Raw genomic sequence first — 16,758 nt, forward strand, 5'->3', positions numbered from 1 at the left:
GGGTTGGTTCTGGGCTCCGACGAGGTTGCCGCCACGTGGGACTTGACGGCGACGTAACGTCACCTGCTGTCATGGATTCATGCACGTCAAGGAGCTCGCCCGGATCGCCGGCACCACGCCGAGGGCGGTGCGCTACTACCACCACCTGGGTCTGTTGGAGATTCCGCCCACGGTGCGCGGGCGGCGCGAGTACGGCGTCGAGCACGTGGCGCGCCTGCTGCGTATCCGGTGGCTGGCCGACGGCGGACTGTCGCTGACCCAGGTGGCGGAGATGCTCGCCTCGGACACGATCGGCACCGATCAGGACTCCCGTCGCGAGGCGGTGCTGCGCGACCTGAGGGCCACTCGGGGCACGATCGAGGCGCAGCAGCGCAGCCTGGCCGAGCAGGCCTCCCGGGTCGATGAGCTCATCGCCCGGGTGGAGCGCGGTGAGGGCCTGTCCCCCGCTCCCAGCGCCCTGACCCGTTTCTACGACGACATCGAGGCCCGGATCACCAGGCTGGGCGGCAATGTGCGAGGCCTGCGGGCTGAGCGTCAGATGATGGTGGTGCTCGCCTCTCTGGGCATGGTGCCCGACAGTGCGATCCCCTTCATCGAGGCGCTCGATGAGGATGATCGCGAGCTGTCCGCTCAGCAGGTCGCGGACTTCGCCCGTCTGGCCACGCTGAGCGAGGCCGAGGGGCGCGCTGAGGCGCACCGGCTCGCACAGAACAGCTGGCGTCTGGCCTGCCGCCACAAGAAGCACGCCCTGGCCGTCCTGAACGATCTTCCCTCGGGCGCTCTGGGGCGCGCCATGTGGCGACTGACCCATGTGCTGACCACTTCCAGCTACCCCCATCCGGCTCAGCAGGCCTTCGTGGCTGAGCTCATCGAGCTCATGCTCACCGATCCGGACTTCGCCGCAACGATCCGCCGCTCGGCGGGAGAGGAGCCAGTGCTGTGAGAGTCAAGAGCGCCAAGGTGCAGAAGGCAACGAGTATGTCAGCAGCGACGTCCCGCTCGGATACGGACGAGCCCACCACGGATTCCTCTCCCGGCGCGGTCCGTGATCTGGGCGCCGGCGGCGAGCCGCCGGTGCGCGTGTACGGCTTGGTCAAGCACTTCGGGCGCTTCAGGGCGCTCGACGGCCTGGACCTGACGGTGGAGGCGGGCAGCGTCCACGGTTTCCTCGGCCCCAATGGGGCGGGGAAATCCACCACGATCCGTGTCCTGCTGGGGCTCTACCGGCCCGATGGCGGAAGCGTGAACGTGCTGGGCAGCGAACCGTGGCGGCAGGCCGCGCTCATCAACCGGCAGGTCTCCTATGTTCCCGGTGACGTGGCGCTGTGGCCGGCCCTGACCGGTGGCCAGGTGCTCGACGCCCTGGCCGGGCTGCGCGGCTCTCGCGACGCCAAGCGGGAGGCCGAGCTCATTGAGCGCTTCGACTTGGATCCCAGCAAACGGGTACGGACCTACTCCAAGGGGAACCGGCAGAAGGTGGCGCTGGTGGCCGCCCTGGCCGCGCCGACAAGCCTGCTGGTGCTCGATGAGCCCACCAGCGGTCTGGATCCGCTCATGGAGCGGGTCTTCACCGAGGAGGTTGCCAGAGCCGCTGCCGAGGGCCGCACGGTTCTGCTCTCCAGTCACATCCTGGCCGAGGTCCAACACCTGTGCAGTGCGGTGACGATCATCAAGGACGGCCGGGTCGTCGAGCAGGGCGACCTGGGGACCCTGCGGCGGTTGTCGCGCACCCGCATCGAGCTGGGCGCTGCGGACGCTGAGCTCGGCACCGTCAGGCAGGCAGTGGAGGCCCTGGGGCTCGATGTCGTCGAGGACGGTGGCCGCCTGAGCCTTGAGGTGGCGGCGGAGCAGGTGCCGACGGTGCTGAGCCTTGCCGGTGAGCACCGGATCCAGGACGTCACCTGCGAGCCGGCCAGCCTGGAGGATCTCTTCCTGCGTCACTACGAGGAGGCCTGATGAGCGCCGCATTGAGCACAGCTGCGGGCGTGTCAGCACCAGCTATCAGCTCTAACGCAACCAGCGCCCTTGCCAGCTGGGACGCCTACCTGTGGATTCTGCTCAGACGATTCCGGTTTCAGATCGTGGCCTGGCTGGCGCCCCTGTGGCTGTTGGTCGGTGTCACCGCACCGAGCTACGAGAGCGTCTACCCCTCATTGGCGACCCGGACGGTGCTCATCGAGCAGATGCGCAAGTCTCCGGGAACGCGCCTCCTCTACGGCTATGTCCCCTTGCCCGGCCGGCTCGGTCAGCTCCTGCAGTGGGAGACGGGGACTTTCCTGCTCGTGTGCACCGCACTCATGGCGATTCTGCTGACCTGCCGGGTATTGCGGGCCGATGAGGATGAGGGGCTCGTCGAGGTTCTGCGCGCCACGGGCGCGGGCAGGTCGGTTCCTTTTCTCGTACCGGTGGCCCTGGTCTGGGTGGTGGTCGGCGCCCTGTCTGCGGGCGTCGGAGGCCTTCTGACCTGGCAGACCGGGAGCATCGAGGAGCTGACGGTGAGCGGGGCCTGGGCACTGGCCGGGACGATCTGCGTGACGGGCTGGGCGTTCTCGGCAATCGCGGCAGTGGCCTGCCAGCTGGGTCGTCAAGTGGGCCAGGCCAGGGGCCTGTCCATGCTGGTGCTCGCACTTGCCTTCACGATACGGGTGAGCGCCGACCAGATCTCCGACGGCACCGACTCGGACTGGCTCCGGTGGCCGACTCCCCTGGGGTGGCGCGACCTCGTGCGCCCTTATACCGATGACCGGTTCGCGGTGCTCCTGGCTTGCTGCGCCATCGCCATCGCTGTGATGCTCAGCGCCGCAGTGCTCGCCGCGCGCCGTGAGTACCTGGACGGCTACCTGCCCGACCGCAGCTCGTCTCGGCGTCGGTGGCGGGTGCGGGGGCACATGGATCTGCTCGGGCGCCTGTCATGGCGGAGCCTCGTCGGCTGGGCCCTGGCCTCGACGGCTCTGGCACTCCTGTACGGCTCGGTGTCCGGCAGCATCAAGGATCTGCTGGCCCCCGGTTCTCCGACGGCCTCCTGGGTCGGCAAGATGGCCGTGGGGTCCCCGGTGGAGCAGTTCATGTCCCTCATGACGGTGGTCACGACGCTGCTTGTGGCCGTGGCGGCAGTGCGACGGGTGAACGGGTTGGCGGGCCTGGAGCGCGCGGGACTGGTGGAGGTCGAGCTGGCCGTCGGGGTGAGTCGTGGCCGAGTGCTCCTCTCCCAGGTTCTGTGCGCACTGATCGAGTCAATCGTCCTGCTGCTGGTCTCGGCGACGGTTCTGGCGGCGACGACGGCGACTCAGCTCACCGACGACCACGCCGTGGCGCGATCCTTCGTGTTCACCGTGAGCCAGCTGCCCGGCATGGTGGCAGCCATCGGGATCGCGACGGCCCTGGTGGGTCTGGCGCCAAAACTGGCCGGCCTGTCCTGGGCGGCCGTCACCTGGAGCGCTTTCGCCCAGTTCTTCGGCGGACTCGTCGAGCTTAAGGACTGGGCCAAGGATCTCAGCGTGCTCGGCCACCATCTCGACGTCGTCGGAACCCCGGACTGGAAGCCCTTGGCCGTCCAGGCCCTGGTTGGCCTCATCGGCATCATGACCGGTCTGGTCGCCTACGCCCGACGCGACCTGCCCGCCTGACGACGGAAGGCGGTGCTACAGTTGCTACGGGGTGATGTACATGCAGACGATCATGCACCGGGAACTGCGCAACAACAGCGCCGCGATCCTCCACCGAGTTCAGGCTGGTGAAACGTTTGAGATCACCAACAATGGTGAACCTGTTGCGATACTCTCTCCTATTTCCCGGGACCGGCTCTCCATCCTCAAGCGGCAAGGAGCGGTCCGTGAAGCGACGCATGTCGACTTCAGGGCCCTGAAACGCACAGCAGACGTGAGTTCCCAAGCCGTACTGGACGATCTTCGCGGGGAACAATGAGCGTCTACTACCTCGATACCTCCGCGGCCTTGAAGCTCCTCATTGAGGAGAAGAAGTCTGAGCCACTGGCTGCCTGGCTCACATCGCATACAACCGATGGAGACTCACTATGTTCCTCTTTCCTCCTGCACACTGAGCTCCACTGCGCCGCTCGACGACGTAGTGAACTCGATCAGGAGACGGTCGCATCTCTCCTTTCAGGGATCAACCTTATCGACATATCAAGGTCGCAGCTCATTGACGCAGCTAGAACATCGTTGGGATTGAGGGCAGCAGACGCCATCCACCTGACAGTGGCACTGGATATTCAAGCAGACGCCATCATCACCTATGACATCGAGATGCAAAATGGCGCACGTTACTGCAACCTCTCTCCAGTGGCACCCTCTTAAGAGCTGACTCCGCTGGCAAGGGTGGGGCAAGAGGTCGCCCCGCCCTCAGCGGGTACGCGACTCGATGTAGCGGGCCAGTGCCCCTAGGGACCAGTTCACGATGATGTAGAGCACGGCGATGATGACGTAGGTCTGGAAGAAGACCGACAAATGGGCATCGATCTTCGCCTGGCCGATCATGGTGGAGCCGCGATACATGAGCTCGGGGTAGGCGAGCACGTATGCCAGCGTCGTCCCCTTGATGATGGTCACCATCTGCGTGATAAGGGTTGGGAGCATGAGGCGCAGGGCCTGCGGCGCCAGGATGAGGCGCATCGTGAGCGATGGACTCATCCCCAGTGCCCAAGCGGCCTCAGTCTGACCACGGTCCAGCGCCCGAACACCGGAGCGGAAGACCTCCGCCGTCGTCGCCGAGGTGCACATGACGATGGGCAGTGCCAGCTTCCAGAAGTCCGAGATCGTGGCGAAGCGGGGAACCACCAAGAGGAAGAAGTAGACGAGCAGCAGCATCGGCACCGCTCGCATGGCATCGATCCACAGGCCTACCAGCCACTTGATGGGGCGGTTGTCCAGCAAGCGGAGCCAGCCCAAGGCGATTCCCAGAGGGAAGGTGAGCACCGCGGCAACACCCCCCAGGGTCAACGTGGTCCCGGCCGCCTCCAGGAGCTGGCTGACCACCGACTGCCCCAGGAAGTAGCGCCACTTGGGATAGTCGAGCTGTCCCGCGAGGTCGAGCCGGTAGAGGACCGCGGCCGCCAGCGCCGCGATTCCAATGACGGCGACGACTGATCCGATGGCGATCAGGATGCGCCCCCGCGGCCCGGGCTCATCGAAGAGCAGTGCCGCATCCGCCGCCCCGGAGCCCTGACTCCGCTGACGGCGTGGACGGGGCTCTGTCATCGGCATGATGTCTGAGCTCATGCTCGCCCCCTCCCCATGAACTCGAGGCGCCTCTCAAGGAGCCCGCCGACCTTTGTGGCGGCGAAGGCGATGGCCAGATAGGTAAGGCCGGAGGTGAGGAAGGTGATGACTCCCGCGGCTCGTTCCTGGTTGATTCTCTGCGTCACGGCCGTCAGCTCGACGACGCCGATCGCCGCGGCGAGCGAGGAGCCGATGAGGCAGGCGATGAAGATGTTGACCAGTGGCTGGATCGTGCGGGCCAGCGCCTGGGGCAGGACGATGCCGCGAATGATGAGCCCGAAGGGCATGCCCAGTGCACGGGCGGCCTCGATCTGCCCCTTGGGCACCGAGTTGATCCCGCTGCGGACCGTCTCACACACGAATCCCGATGAGGAGAAGACCAGCGCCACGATCACCGACCAGAACAGCGGGATGGTGATGCCGACATGAGGCAGCGCCAGGCCGACAAGCACCATGAGGCACAGATTGGGGATATTGCAGGCCACTGTCACCCACGCCGCACCCAGCGCACGCAGCGGAGGGATGGGACCGACCCGAAAGATGGCCATGAGCGATCCCAGGAGCAGCCCACCCAGGTAGGACAGGACGGAGATCACCAGCGTGACCAGCAGCCCCCAACCGATAGCGGGGAGATTGTCGGTAATGGCACTCACAGTCGCCTCCTTGAACGATGCGGGTCGTCACCATGACGGGAATGCTGTCGGCTGCTGCGCCGTCGGCCCTGCGGCGGGTCCGCTCGAGTCGACGACGCAGCGAGCCTGACAGGCAGTGAGGTCGTTCAGGAGCTCTGCGGGGTCGCGTCGCCGCCGGCCGAGGACCCGGGCACCGAACCGAGGGCCGGGGGCTGAGGGGCGGTGCCACCGAGGGACTTGCCGATCGTCGCCTCCCAGATCCTCTTCCAGGTGCCGTCATCCTCGATCGTCTTGAGGAAGGTGTTGACGAAGGCCTGTGCCCCGGAGTCCTTGGGAAGTCCGATGCCGTAGGGGTCCTCGGCGAAGGTCGCACCGACGATCTTGACCTTGTCATTGGACAGGACCTCGCTCTTGAGCAGGGACTGGTCCACGACGTAGGCCTTGACCTGCCCGCTCTCGACGGCGGCGACGCACTTGGCCTGGGTGTCGAAGGGCTTGGCGGTGGCCTTGGGGGCGTACTTCTTCAGGGCGGCGGCCGACGAGGAGTTGGACTGGACCGCGACGTCCCCGGTGAGGGTGTCGACGCCGGTGATGTCCTTGTTATCGGCCTTGACCAGGATGGCCTGGCTGGAGGCGTAGTAGGGGCCTGCGAAGTCGATCTTCTTGGCCCGCTCCGGGGTGATCGTGTAGGTGGCGATGACGGCCTTGACCGTGCCGTTGGTCAGGACGGTCTCGCGCGTCTCGGAGGTGACCTGCTGGACCTCGAGGAGGGAGCGGGCGTCGTCTCCGCCGATGATGTAGCGGGCCAGCGCCTGGGCGATGGCCGCATCGAAGCCGGAGATCTTCTTCGTCTTGGAGTCCTCCCAGGAGAAGACCTCGGAGGTTTTGGTCCCACCGGTGACGAGCTTTTTCGCCTGCTTCACGGAGGCGGCCCAGGGGGAGGCGGCCACGACGTCGTCGGCGGCCACCGGACCGGAGTTGATGGCCTTGTCGTAGTCGGCGTCGGAGGCCGACGACGAGGCGACGGCCTTGCCATCGGCGCCCGTGTCTGCGCAGGCGGCCAGGACGCCTGCCAGGGAGAGGGTGCCGGTCGTGGCCAGGAGTCCGCGGCGGGAGAGGGTGGTCATGGTGTTCCTTTCGTTCGGACGGGGAGGGGCCGTCCCAGGCGCTGGGCCTGCGGTGGTCGCCGCACTCGGGAGAGGATGCGGTTCGGGGCTCAGTGGCTGAGCACCTTGGAGAGGAAGTCGCGGGCGCGCTCCGTGCGCGGGGAGGAGAAGAACTCGGCAGGCCGGCCGGACTCAACGATCTGGCCGCCGTCCATGAAGACGACCCGGTCGGCGACCGAGCGGGCGAAGCCCATCTCATGGGTGACGACGAGCATGGTCATACCCGAGGCCGCCAGGTCCTTGATGACGTCGAGGACCTCGTTAATCATCTCCGGGTCCAGGGCGCTGGTGGGCTCATCGAAGAGCATGAGCTTGGGGTCCATCGCCAGCGCTCGGGCAATAGCGACGCGCTGCTGCTGACCTCCGGAGAGCTGAGAGGGACGCTTGTCGGCCTGGTCCTCCAGGCCGACTCGGGCCAGCAGCTCACGGGCACGTTCCTCAGCCCGCCCCCGGGGGATGCCGCGCACCTTGATGGGCGCCAGGGTGATGTTGTCCAGGACCGTGCGGTGCGGGAAGAGGTTGAAGGACTGGAAGACCATTCCCACCTCGGCGCGCAGCTGAGCCAGGGCCCGGCCCTCCTGAGGCAGCGGGATTCCGTCGATCTCGATCTGCCCTTCCTGGATCGGCTCGAGGCGGTTGACGGTACGGCACAGGGTCGACTTGCCCGATCCGGAGGCACCGATGACGGCGACAACCTCACCACGGTGGATGTCGAGGGAGACGTCGTCGAGAGCCTTGAAACGGCCGTAGTACTTGGTGACGTTGCTGATCCGCACCAGGACGTCATCGTCCCGGTCTGCGGCGGTCTGGTCAGGAGAGGGTGCGGATGCGGTCACGAGTACCTCGTCTCAACATGGGTATGGGAGCGTCATCTGTCTCATCGACAGCAACAGCAACACATCCGCATGCGCACTGCATTCCTCCTTGGCTTGTGTCGGCCTACACATATCAGAGAGTTCCAACCTCTCGTCAGGAAGAGTAGCACCGTCTCCAACCGGAGCGTCAATCGTCTCACAACTCCCCCGAACCTGGGACGATGCTCACACGCCATACAGAGCGCCTAACCGCGTACGCCGACCACGCGGTCGTAGTCTCATCTGCATGAGCCCCGCGAATACCACCGATCCGCGCCGCCGCCTCCAGCCCGAGCAGCGTCGGGAGGAGCTGGTGAGAGTCGGCGTCGAGCTGTTCGCGGAGGGGACGCTCGACCGCACTCACGTCAACGAGATCATCAAGCGGGCCGGCGTCTCACGCACGCTCTTCTATCACTACTTCCCCTCCAAGATGGCCTTCGCCCGAGCCATCGTGGAGTACGAGATCCTTCACCTTCACGGCCTAGTCGAGCAGCAGACGGCACTGACCCTGGAAGGGGCGATCTCCACGTTCGCGGGCTACGTGAAGGCCAGGCCAGACAGCCTTCGAGCGCTTCACACCGGAGGTCTTGACCAGGACCCTGAGATCGCGGCCGCGCTGGCCACCAGCTTCGAGCGTTACGAACGCCTCGTCCTCATGCTCATGGGCATCCCCGAGCCCGACACGCGCGCCATGTTCGCCGCCCGGGTGTGGATCAGCACCATGATCTCCCTGTGCCTGGCCTGGCTGGATCACCCCGAGATCAGCCAGGAGACCATCACGAACATGTCCGCCCAGACACTGCGGAGCCTGGTGTCCCAGGCTCGTCAAGGCGCCGAGCACACCCCCGAGCCAGCCGCGACGCCGGCCACTGCCCCCGAGCCGGTGAGCGACCGCTGAGGGCGATCACTAGGGGCGAACCGAGCCGCATCGAGACTCAGACCTTCTCCGGGGCCGCTCACACTTTCTTCCAGTATTTCGAACCTATCGTAAAAAAGGCGTTCGCGTAGGCGCGAACGTGCTACTCTCTCCCCCGGTTGTACAAGACGTACAATAGAACAACGATGAGGGCTCACCCGCACTGTGGCACCCCTCGCTCTCAGAAGGAGAGCCGATCATGCCTCAAGGCACCACTGGAGATGTGGTGGCTGTACGCCGCAGGACGTCGCGCGTCCTCTTCGCTCCGGAGACATTCAACTTCGCCGAGGTGACCCGTGCGATCGAGGTGGCCCGCCGGATGCCTTCACACGTTGAGTGCGTCTTCGCCGGCTTCTCGCCACGCAACACTGAGTACATCAGGGCCGCGGGCTTCGAGTTCCGTCTGTTGACCCCCTACCTCAGTGAGGAGGAGGGAAGGCTGGCGCTGGACTTCGACCAGGGTCGCAGCCTGCGTCACCCGTTCACGGAGAAGATGCTCGCCCAGCGGGTGACGAGTGAGCGCGTGCTGCTGCGTTCCTTGCGTCCGGACGCCGTTGTCATCGGAGTAACTCCCAGCCAGTTTATTTCTGCGCGGGCCGAGTGCGTGCCGCTGGTTTTCGTACGGCCCTTCGCCTACTCCCTGGCGCATCTGGAAGCAGCGCGCGCCGCCGGGGCCACCGGCTTCCTGCCCCGCACTTCCCCGGAGGAGTGCCTGGTCGACAACGTGGCCGCTCACGCGCTCCATGCGCTCGGGACGCGGCTCCCCCTGCCTCGTTCCTTCCATTGTGTGGCCAGAGCCAACGGCGTCTCGCTGCCCCAGGGGGTGCTCAACGGACTCACTGCCGATCTCAATCTCATCGCCACTGCCCCGCACCTGCTGCCCGGGTGGCTGAGGATGCCTCAGGGGCACCGGGTGGTGGGGCCGGTCTATGCCCGCCTGCCCGGGGAGCTCCCCGAGCTCCTGGCCGACCTGGCCGCCGGCCCCCAGCCCCTGGTGTACTTCGCCATGGGCTCATCGGGGAACCGTGACCTCGTCCTTGACGTGCTGGCAGGCCTGGGCCGGGCGGACTGCCAGGTGCTGGCTCCGGTGCGTTCCCACCTTCGCCAGGAGGACCTGGGGACTCTTCCACGCAATGTCCACGTCACTGACTGGCTTCCGGCCCACCAGCTGGGCGACGCCGTCGACCTGGCCATCACTCACGGCGGGGAGGGAACGGTGCAGACCAGCTGCGTCCAGGGGTGGCCCTTCATCGGGATTCCGTTGCAGTTCGAGCAGCGTTTCAACGTGCAGCGCTGTGCGGCCTTCGGCTCGGCCAGGCTCGTGTCGCAGCGGGAGGCTCGCAGGACCGACTGGGCGGAGCTGGTGCGCCAGGCCCTGGCCGACGACGGCATGCGTTCACGCGCCAGGCGGATGGCCGGGCTCATGGAGGGACTGGACGGACCGGGCCGGGCCGCTGAGGCGATCTGCGAGCTGCTGTGAGTCAGCTGTGGCCAGAGTTCTGGGCCTGTGCCCGGGCGCTGGCGTAGAGGCAGACGGCCGCGGCCGCGGCGACGTTGAGGGACTCCGCCTTGCCGTAGATGGGGATGGAGACGACGGCGTCGGCTCGGCTCAACGCCTCTGAGGGCAGTCCGTGGGCCTCGTTGCCGAGCAGCCAGGCGCTGGGGGCCTCCAGGAGGGACTCGGCCTCGAAGAGGCCGAAGTCCCCGCGTCCGTCTGCGGCGAGGACGGTGAGTCCGGCGTTGTGGAGGGCGGTGACGGCGTCGTCGAGGGCCACGCCGGTGACCACGGGCAGGTGGAAGAGGCTTCCGGCGGTGGAGCGCACCACCTTCGGTGCGGTGGGGTCCACGCTGCCGCGTACGAGGACGACGGCGTCGGCGCCGGCGGCGTCGGCGGCCCGGATGATGGTGCCGGCGTTCCCGGGGTCCTGGGCCTGGGTGAGGACGGCGACGAGCCTGGCCCCCTCCAGGGCAGCGGCCAGCGCCTCGGAGCCGGTGGCCTCCTCGGTGGCCACGACGGCGAGGAGGCCCTGGGCGTCGGGGCTCATGGCGTCCATGACCTGCTGGGTGGTGACGTGCACGTAGAGCCCGGCTGCCACGGCCTGGTCCCAGATCTCGCTGTGGCGCTCGAGGGCCGCCTCGGTGAGGTAGACATCGAGCACGCGGCCGGGGACGTGCCGGACGGCCTCGCGCACGCCCTGGGGGCCTTCGACGAGGAAGCGTCGGTGCTTGGCCCGCGCGTTGCGGCGGGACAGGCCCGCCACTCGGGAGATGCGGGCCGATGCCGGATTGCTCAGCACCTCGTGGCCGGCGGCCGGCCCCTCGCTGACGGTGCGCCGCCGCGGCCCGCGGGCCTGAGGACGCTCGGCGGAGTCGTCGAGGAACTCATCGGGGACGGCGGAGGCGGTAGGGCTCATGCCGTCAGCCTACGCGAGCAGCCTCCCAGAGCGCCGAATCCTCGCCACCAACCGGTTCAGGGTGTGTGGCGAGGACTCGACGATGTTGTGTCAGCAGAGCTGGTGCCCGGCTGCACTGGTGATTCAGGCCTTGGGGGCGTTGACGTCCTCGGGGAGGGCCTTGCGGGCCACCTCAACGAGGGCCTTGAAGCCCGCCGGCTCGTTGACGGCCAGCTCGGCGAGCATACGGCGGTCGATCTCCACGCCGGCCAGGCCAAGCCCCTGGATGAAGCGGTTGTAGGTCAGACCCTCGGCGCGGGCGGCAGCGTTGATGCGCTGGATCCACAGGCGACGGAAGTCGCCCTTGCGGGCGCGACGGTCGCGGAACGCGTAGACGCCGGAGTGGGTGACCTGCTCCTTGGCCTTGCGGTAGAGGCGCGAGCGCTGGCCGCGGTAGCCCGAGGCCTTCTCGAGAACGGAACGACGCTTCTTCTGGGCGTTAACAGCCCGCTTCACACGTGCCATGGTGAGACTCCTTGGTGGGTTGGGCGGTCAGCGACCGAGCAGCTTCTTGACCTGGCGGACGTCGGCCGGGGCGACCGGCTGGTCCTGGGACAGCTTGCGCTTGCGGCGGGAGGACTTGACCTCCAGCAGGTGGCGCTTGTTGGCCTGCTCGCGCATGAGCTTGCCGCTGCCGGTGACCCGGAAGCGCTTCTTGGCACCGGAGTGCGTCTTGTTCTTCGGCATGGGTAATTTCCTCTTCTCGGTCCCTGGGAGACCAGTGGTCGCCGGGACTGCGGACCCCGCTCACGGTGGCGAGGGGGTGGGTCGGTGGTGTCAGGTGAGTGTCGAGTGCACCCTCGGGCGCTCTCAGGCGTTCTCGCCGGCAGCTGCCCCGTCCGAGGCCTTGGCGCCCTTGGGTGCCCGGCCCGCGTGCTTCTCGGCACGGCGGGCGGCGCGGGCCTCCTCGCGGCGGCGGCGCTGGTCGGACTTGACCTCGGCCTTCTTGCGGACCGGGGCCAGGACCATGACCATGTTGCGGCCGTCCTGACGGGGGTGGGACTCGATAGTGCCCAGCTCGGCCATCTCCTCGGCCAGGCCCTGCAGGAGCCTGATACCGAGCTCGGGCCGGGACTGCTCACGGCCGCGGAAGCGGACGATGCACTTGACCTTGTCCCCGCCCTTGAGGAATCGCTCGACGTGGCCGCGCTTGGTGGCGTAGTCGTGCTCATCGATCTTGGGGCGGAACTGGATCTCCTTGAGCTGGGTGTTTGCCTGGTTGCGTCGCGCGTCGCGCGCCTTCATGGCCGACTCGTACTTGAACTTGCCGTAGTCCATGAGCTTGCACACCGGGGGGCGGGCGTCGGGTGCCACCTCGACCAGGTCGAGATCGGCCTCCTCAGCCAGACGCAGGGCGTCCTCCACGCGGACAACGCCGACCTGCTCGCCGCTGGGGCCGACGAGACGCACTTCGGGAACGCGGATCCGTTCGTTGATACGGGGCTCGCTGATGTCGGTTCCTCACTCTGAGTCACGGATGGTTGCGGAACGAGGAAAGGCCCCCGTTCCTGCCGCGCAGGTCGGAGGCCTCGTGATGAGCGCGATCTCGGCACGGCCGTGGCCGAGCAGGGACCGCGAAGGGCTGGTCACCCTCGCATGAACCCGATTCCCGAAAGGAACCCAGGTGGGATCGCTCCGCTTGCGCACCGGGGCGAACCCCGGGTGGTCAGTGAGGGATACTACCAGGACACGGGCTCGCTCTCCCACCGCTCCCTCACCCCTATTGACGTGAGTCCTCCCACGTGTGAGGCGGGCGTCGAGGCGAGGCAGGTCGTCAGAAGGCCCGGCGGTTCGTGCGGACTCCCCACATGACGACGACGGCACCGGCGGCGGCCTGGATCCCGAGGAGCATCGTCGTCGGTACCGCGATACCGCTGGCGACCAGCGCCACGGTCAGTGCTCCGACGGCGACGGCGTCGGGCCCTTGAGTCAGCATTTGCAGCACTCCCGGCGGCAGGGACCCCATGGGAGAGGCGATGAGTCCGGCGGCGAAGTCAGGCATCTCCCGGTACCCGGAACGCAGCGCCACCCCGGCCCAGGCCCAGCCACTCACCAGGGCCAGGGCCACCACGATTCCCAGCTCATTCCAGGCGGCCGCGGCCCCAAGGGCCGCCAGGGCCGGAGCCAAGCTCAGCAGGGACCAGGCGCTCATGAGGACGGCCGGCACGAGCAGGTGGCCTGCTCGCACCACCCACGGCGCCACCGGCCAGGAGGCGTCAGGACCGCCGTCGAACCAGGCCTGGCGCGCCGGCTCGGCAACGGCCAGGGTCGCGATCCAGCCTCCGATGAGGTACCCGACGGCGCGCAGCGGGGCGCCGACCGCCCCGGACAGGAGCGGCAGCATCGCAATGGCCAGCCCGACCCCCATCTGAAGCAGGCGCCGGCGCTGGCGGCGCAGCAGGATCCAGTCCGCCTGAGCCACTGCTGTCAGCACCCCCAGGGGTCGGGGCAGTCGACTCCCGATCCGCGCCGCCCGCAGCGATGAAGGATCGGCGGGCCGGGTGGGATCCGGGGAGAGCAGCCGCCCCAGGGCCCTGGTGTCCAACGACAGCAGCGAGACGTGCGCGCCGAAGGATCGCGCGACGACGGCCAGGAGGGCAGCATCATGCACCTGTCCCAGGCCGCCTCTGGCCCGCCGCCATCCCAGCACAGCCAGGAAGGCCAGCACGCCGGCCAGCAGGGCGACCGCCGTGTTGCCGAGCAAGGAGCGTGGGAAGGCAAGCACCACACCGGCCAGGCATGCTGCGGCCCCCGCCAGGATGAGACGGCGCCGCAGCGGCTCGACATCGCGGTCAAGAATCTGGGCCTTGATGAGTTCGGTGAGGACCAGGCAAGTCCCGGCCGAAAGCAGGGCAGGCCACGCGATGGCGGCGAGCCAGCCGCCTCCGGCCGCCACCGCCGGGAGCACGCCCGCCGTGGCTCCCACGGTGGCCGCGATGAGGTACTCGACGCGGGCCACCGGCACCAGGAGACTGCCCCGGTCTCCAGGCATGGGCAGCCACCAGGCCGCCTCGTGGGGGCGCAGGAAAAGTGGGCCGAGCCGGCCGAGTGAACCGACACCGACCGCGACCAGCAGCATGAGCAGCGCCAGGAGCCCCCACCCGGGGTCGAGGCCCACCGTGGCGAAGCCGCCGAGCGCACCGGCCCCAACCGCTGAACCAGGCGGGGTCACAACCACCCGACGCAGATACGGGGCCAGGATCGTCACGACGACGATGAGTGTCAGGAGTACGGAGTAGACGTCCCCCACGAGCGCCCAGACACCGTGGAGGTGCCGCCGAGTACGGCGCCGCACCCACCTACGCAACGCGGCCCCATCGGGAAAGGCCATCGTTTCCAGCTCAGTGGAGAGGACCGGCGCCGTCCGGTCACCCGGCGGCGTCACCGCAGCCCCTCCTCAATGGCGCGCACGCCGTCGTCCACACTGAGCATCCGGGTGTCGCGTCCGACGAGGAGCACGTCGGTGGCCGCCTCCTCCACGATCTCCGGGTCGTGGGAGACCATGAGAACTCCCCCGCCGGCCTCACGCTCCTCAACGAGCATGTCGGCCAGGAGCAGACGGGTCACCCGGTCCAGGCGCTGCTCGGGCTCGTCGAGGACCAGCAGCCTGCGGGGCCGGACCAGGACTGACGCCAGTGCCAGTCGGCGCCGTTGCCCCGAGGAGAGCTCCTCGGGCAGGTGTCCCGCGAGTCGTCGCAGCTCCAGGTCCTCCAGCAGGTCACTGACCCGCTCATCGGCCTCGACGACGCCATGCCCGAAGCAGACCATCCGCAGGTGCTCGGCGACGGTCAGGGTGGGGAAGAAGGACTCCTGCCCCAGATCCGTGGCGAGGGCGGTGCGCTGGGCGCCTGAACGGGGATCCGGAAGGTGTCCGAGTACGTGAACCTGCCCCGACAACGGGCGCAGTAGCCCGCAGCAGGTACGCAGGATCGTCGACTTGCCGGCCCCGTTGACCCCGACAAGGGCCAGCACCTGGCCGGGAAGCAGGTCGAAGGTCGCCGGGGCGCAGACCGGCTGGTCACCGTATCCGACACTGAGGTCGCGAGCGCTCACCAGCGGCTCACGACTCCCCGCCGGGGGCTGGGTACCGCCATTGACATCATGCCGGAAACCGGGTGTTGACGCCGAGTCTGGACGAGATGGGACTGAGGCGGTCGACTTCGTGCTCATCGGTACTATTCCAACACACGTTTTTTTCGGTGGCCTGGTCGAATCGGATGCCTTACGCTCCGCTGTCATGGATTGGAACAGCGTGAGGACCACGGACCCGAATGGCGCGTCCGACGACGATTCCGCCCTCTCCCGTGAGGCAGGGACCGACTGGAGCACCACGAGGGACCCGGGCCCCGGTCGGGTGATGGTCTCGACCCGGGATCTCGCCCAGATCCGTGGGATCGCTGAGGCCTGCGCCCGGATCGCTCAGAGAAACGAACGTCCCCAGGACGGCCAGGCTCTGCGCGATGTCGTTGCGCGCTTCGACCAGGTGGCTGGGCCGCTGGAGGACCACTACGGACAGGTCGAGCAGTGGGAGGCCCTCATCCTGGGCCGCTCCTGAAATCGGGTGCCAGCCGCTCGGATCAGGCGGGAAGCGGGCACAGCTCCACGGTGTCGATGAGGTCGCCCCAGGCCGGGTTGACCATGACGTGCTGGCAGCCCTCCAGGCTGCGGGCCACGCCGGCGCGACCGCCTGCGGCGTCGATGCGGATGAAGACCCGCAGCTCGGCGCTCTCACCGGGTCCGAAGGCCACACCGGTGACTCCGTCGACCTCCTGGAGCTGGGCGCGTGCCTCGGCCTGAACCGGCTCGTTGCGCCATGAGGGCACCCACGCCTCTCCCCCGGCCAGGGCCACGACGGCGGGGCGCGGCAGACGCAGGTCCCGGCTGCCGGGGTCGAGCACCCACAGCTGGTCGGTGGACAGGCAGGCGACCTGGGCCGCTCGTTGGGGCGAGACGGGCACGGGACGCACGTCACTGCGCCACTGGTTCATGGCCTCGGCGCTGGTGAATACCGGCAGGGCGATGTGCCCGTCGGGCAGGTTCACCGCCAGGGTCGCCGCATCCTGACAGGCGTCAGCAGTGTGCACCTCATGAGCCGGGACCTGCGGCGCACCATCGCCCGACGGGCCATGCGGCAGGCCCGCGGACTGCGCCAGACTCCCCTCCAGGCGTCCGGGAAGGGCGTGAGCGGCCACGGGAACGATCAGCCGGCCACCGGTCAGAGCCGTCCACAGCTCATCGAGGTACTGATGACGCGGCAGGTCCACGGCCTCCAGGGCGTCGCGCACCTCCGGCCTGATCGAGCCGTCGTCGTCGGCGAAGGGGGCGGGCGCGGCCAGAAGACGCTCCAGCTTGGCCCGTGCGGCCACGGCCGCCGCCACCTGGGGGTCCTGCGGGGGCTCGGCCGTCGAGTCGCCGACCGGCGCGGGCGCTGGTGCGGGAACTGCCTGCTGATTCTGCGCTGACTGGCTCACGGCCCTCACGGTAGCGCCTTTGGCGTCCC

19 protein-coding genes are annotated in these 16,758 nt (G+C 68.1%); 8 read left to right on the forward strand and 11 right to left on the reverse strand.

The genetic code is table 11. From position 1 onward, the window contains the following. Window positions 1–79: 79 nt before the first annotated feature. Genes JJJ14_RS07545 through JJJ14_RS07565 form a run of 5 tightly spaced genes read left to right on the forward strand, consistent with a single transcriptional unit; the run spans window position 80 to window position 4,316 of the window. Window positions 80–943, forward strand: a complete 864-nt coding sequence (locus tag JJJ14_RS07545; protein ID WP_201443758.1) for a MerR family transcriptional regulator — start codon at window positions 80–82, stop codon at window positions 941–943. Beyond that, window positions 940–1,956, forward strand: coding sequence for an ABC transporter ATP-binding protein (locus JJJ14_RS07550; RefSeq protein WP_236592764.1), 1,017 nt, complete (start codon window positions 940–942; stop codon window positions 1,954–1,956). The genes JJJ14_RS07545 and JJJ14_RS07550 overlap by 4 nt, the downstream gene beginning before the upstream one ends. Then, a complete protein-coding gene (locus tag JJJ14_RS07555) occupies window positions 1,956–3,626 on the forward strand; it encodes an ABC transporter permease (protein ID WP_201443759.1) in 1,671 nt (556 codons plus the stop codon). Before JJJ14_RS07550 ends, JJJ14_RS07555 begins: the two co-directional genes overlap by 1 nt. A gap of 40 nt (window positions 3,627–3,666) precedes the next feature. Next, complete coding sequence (locus JJJ14_RS07560; protein WP_029316436.1) at window positions 3,667–3,924, forward strand: type II toxin-antitoxin system Phd/YefM family antitoxin; 258 nt, start codon at window positions 3,667–3,669, stop codon at window positions 3,922–3,924. Then, window positions 3,921–4,316 (forward strand): type II toxin-antitoxin system VapC family toxin, encoded by a 396-nt coding sequence (locus JJJ14_RS07565; protein WP_201443760.1) that lies wholly within the window; start codon window positions 3,921–3,923, stop codon window positions 4,314–4,316. Before JJJ14_RS07560 ends, JJJ14_RS07565 begins: the two co-directional genes overlap by 4 nt. Window positions 4,317–4,361: 45 nt before the next feature. Here the strand turns inward: JJJ14_RS07565 and JJJ14_RS07570 are convergent, their stop codons facing one another. The 4 genes from JJJ14_RS07570 to JJJ14_RS07585 all read right to left on the reverse strand — a co-directional run bounded on the left by JJJ14_RS07570 (window position 4,362) and on the right by JJJ14_RS07585 (window position 7,871). Further along, a complete protein-coding gene (locus tag JJJ14_RS07570) occupies window positions 4,362–5,237 on the reverse strand; it encodes an amino acid ABC transporter permease (RefSeq protein ID WP_201443761.1) in 876 nt (291 codons plus the stop codon). Beyond that, window positions 5,234–5,890 (reverse strand): amino acid ABC transporter permease, encoded by a 657-nt coding sequence (locus tag JJJ14_RS07575; protein WP_003786217.1) that lies wholly within the window; start codon window positions 5,888–5,890, stop codon window positions 5,234–5,236. The genes JJJ14_RS07570 and JJJ14_RS07575 overlap by 4 nt, the downstream gene beginning before the upstream one ends. A 125-nt stretch (window positions 5,891–6,015) precedes the next feature. Next, window positions 6,016–6,996 (reverse strand): glutamate ABC transporter substrate-binding protein, encoded by a 981-nt coding sequence (locus tag JJJ14_RS07580; RefSeq protein WP_201443762.1) that lies wholly within the window; start codon window positions 6,994–6,996, stop codon window positions 6,016–6,018. 89 nt (window positions 6,997–7,085) lie between these two features. After that, a complete protein-coding gene (locus JJJ14_RS07585; protein ID WP_003786219.1) occupies window positions 7,086–7,871 on the reverse strand; it encodes an amino acid ABC transporter ATP-binding protein in 786 nt (261 codons plus the stop codon). 265 nt (window positions 7,872–8,136) lie between these two features. Between JJJ14_RS07585 and JJJ14_RS07590 the strand changes: the two genes are divergently transcribed. Both JJJ14_RS07590 and JJJ14_RS07595 read left to right on the forward strand, forming a co-directional pair. Next, window positions 8,137–8,787 (forward strand): TetR/AcrR family transcriptional regulator, encoded by a 651-nt coding sequence (locus JJJ14_RS07590; protein ID WP_143226095.1) that lies wholly within the window; start codon window positions 8,137–8,139, stop codon window positions 8,785–8,787. Between the two features lie 217 nt (window positions 8,788–9,004). After that, window positions 9,005–10,285, forward strand: coding sequence for a glycosyltransferase (locus JJJ14_RS07595; protein WP_201443763.1), 1,281 nt, complete (start codon window positions 9,005–9,007; stop codon window positions 10,283–10,285). 1 nt (window position 10,286) lies between these two features. Here the strand turns inward: JJJ14_RS07595 and JJJ14_RS07600 are convergent, their stop codons facing one another. The 6 genes from JJJ14_RS07600 to JJJ14_RS07625 all read right to left on the reverse strand — a co-directional run bounded on the left by JJJ14_RS07600 (window position 10,287) and on the right by JJJ14_RS07625 (window position 15,428). Further along, window positions 10,287–11,219 carry a TrmH family RNA methyltransferase gene (locus tag JJJ14_RS07600; RefSeq protein WP_201443764.1) on the reverse strand — a complete coding sequence of 311 codons (933 nt, stop codon included), beginning with the start codon at window positions 11,217–11,219 and terminating at the stop codon, window positions 10,287–10,289. Between the two features lie 123 nt (window positions 11,220–11,342). Further along, complete coding sequence (gene rplT, locus JJJ14_RS07605; RefSeq protein ID WP_003786223.1) at window positions 11,343–11,723, reverse strand: 50S ribosomal protein L20; 381 nt, start codon at window positions 11,721–11,723, stop codon at window positions 11,343–11,345. 27 nt (window positions 11,724–11,750) lie between these two features. After that, entirely contained in the window at window positions 11,751–11,945 is a 195-nt protein-coding gene (gene rpmI / locus JJJ14_RS07610; RefSeq protein ID WP_003780493.1) for a 50S ribosomal protein L35, read from the reverse strand. Between the two features lie 123 nt (window positions 11,946–12,068). After that, on the reverse strand, window positions 12,069–12,668 hold the full coding sequence (gene infC / locus JJJ14_RS07615; RefSeq protein WP_060957747.1) for a translation initiation factor IF-3: 600 nt from the start codon (window positions 12,666–12,668) through the stop codon (window positions 12,069–12,071). A gap of 364 nt (window positions 12,669–13,032) precedes the next feature. Continuing rightward, on the reverse strand, window positions 13,033–14,643 hold the full coding sequence (locus JJJ14_RS07620) for a DUF6297 family protein (protein ID WP_201443765.1): 1,611 nt from the start codon (window positions 14,641–14,643) through the stop codon (window positions 13,033–13,035). Continuing rightward, window positions 14,640–15,428, reverse strand: a complete 789-nt coding sequence (locus JJJ14_RS07625) for an ABC transporter ATP-binding protein (RefSeq protein WP_009405915.1) — start codon at window positions 15,426–15,428, stop codon at window positions 14,640–14,642. The genes JJJ14_RS07620 and JJJ14_RS07625 overlap by 4 nt, the downstream gene beginning before the upstream one ends. Window positions 15,429–15,495: 67 nt before the next feature. Between JJJ14_RS07625 and JJJ14_RS07630 the strand changes: the two genes are divergently transcribed. Next, the gene (locus JJJ14_RS07630) at window positions 15,496–15,813 is read left to right on the forward strand and encodes a hypothetical protein (protein ID WP_075413913.1); all 318 of its coding nucleotides are present in this window, start codon (window positions 15,496–15,498) and stop codon (window positions 15,811–15,813) included. Window positions 15,814–15,835: 22 nt separating this feature from the next. On the opposite strand, the gene JJJ14_RS07635 is transcribed toward JJJ14_RS07630, so the two are convergent. After that, a complete protein-coding gene (locus tag JJJ14_RS07635) occupies window positions 15,836–16,738 on the reverse strand; it encodes an SseB family protein (protein WP_236592766.1) in 903 nt (300 codons plus the stop codon). Window positions 16,739–16,758: the final 20 nt, after the last annotated feature.

The sequence above is a fragment of the Actinomyces sp. HMT 175 genome, assembly GCF_016694895.1.
Lineage (GTDB): Bacteria > Actinomycetota > Actinomycetes > Actinomycetales > Actinomycetaceae > Actinomyces > Actinomyces oris.

Excerpts from the sequence above, each read along its gene's own strand:
- JJJ14_RS07545 (WP_201443758.1), top strand. The coding sequence starts at position 80 with ATGCACGTCAAGGAGCTCGCCCGGATCGCCGGCACCACGCCGAGGGCG.
- JJJ14_RS07555 (WP_201443759.1), top strand. The coding sequence starts at position 1,956 with ATGAGCGCCGCATTGAGCACAGCTGCGGGCGTGTCAGCACCAGCTATC.
- JJJ14_RS07560 (WP_029316436.1), top strand. The coding sequence starts at position 3,667 with ATGCAGACGATCATGCACCGGGAACTGCGCAACAACAGCGCCGCGATC.
- JJJ14_RS07565 (WP_201443760.1), top strand. The coding sequence starts at position 3,921 with ATGAGCGTCTACTACCTCGATACCTCCGCGGCCTTGAAGCTCCTCATT.
- JJJ14_RS07570 (WP_201443761.1), bottom strand. The coding sequence starts at position 5,237 with ATGAGCTCAGACATCATGCCGATGACAGAGCCCCGTCCACGCCGTCAG.
- JJJ14_RS07580 (WP_201443762.1), bottom strand. The coding sequence starts at position 6,996 with ATGACCACCCTCTCCCGCCGCGGACTCCTGGCCACGACCGGCACCCTC.
- JJJ14_RS07590 (WP_143226095.1), top strand. The coding sequence starts at position 8,137 with ATGAGCCCCGCGAATACCACCGATCCGCGCCGCCGCCTCCAGCCCGAG.
- JJJ14_RS07595 (WP_201443763.1), top strand. The coding sequence starts at position 9,005 with ATGCCTCAAGGCACCACTGGAGATGTGGTGGCTGTACGCCGCAGGACG.
- JJJ14_RS07600 (WP_201443764.1), bottom strand. The coding sequence starts at position 11,219 with ATGAGCCCTACCGCCTCCGCCGTCCCCGATGAGTTCCTCGACGACTCC.
- rplT (WP_003786223.1), bottom strand. The coding sequence starts at position 11,723 with ATGGCACGTGTGAAGCGGGCTGTTAACGCCCAGAAGAAGCGTCGTTCC.
- rpmI (WP_003780493.1), bottom strand. The coding sequence starts at position 11,945 with ATGCCGAAGAACAAGACGCACTCCGGTGCCAAGAAGCGCTTCCGGGTC.
- JJJ14_RS07625 (WP_009405915.1), bottom strand. The coding sequence starts at position 15,428 with ATGAGCACGAAGTCGACCGCCTCAGTCCCATCTCGTCCAGACTCGGCG.
- JJJ14_RS07630 (WP_075413913.1), top strand. The coding sequence starts at position 15,496 with ATGGATTGGAACAGCGTGAGGACCACGGACCCGAATGGCGCGTCCGAC.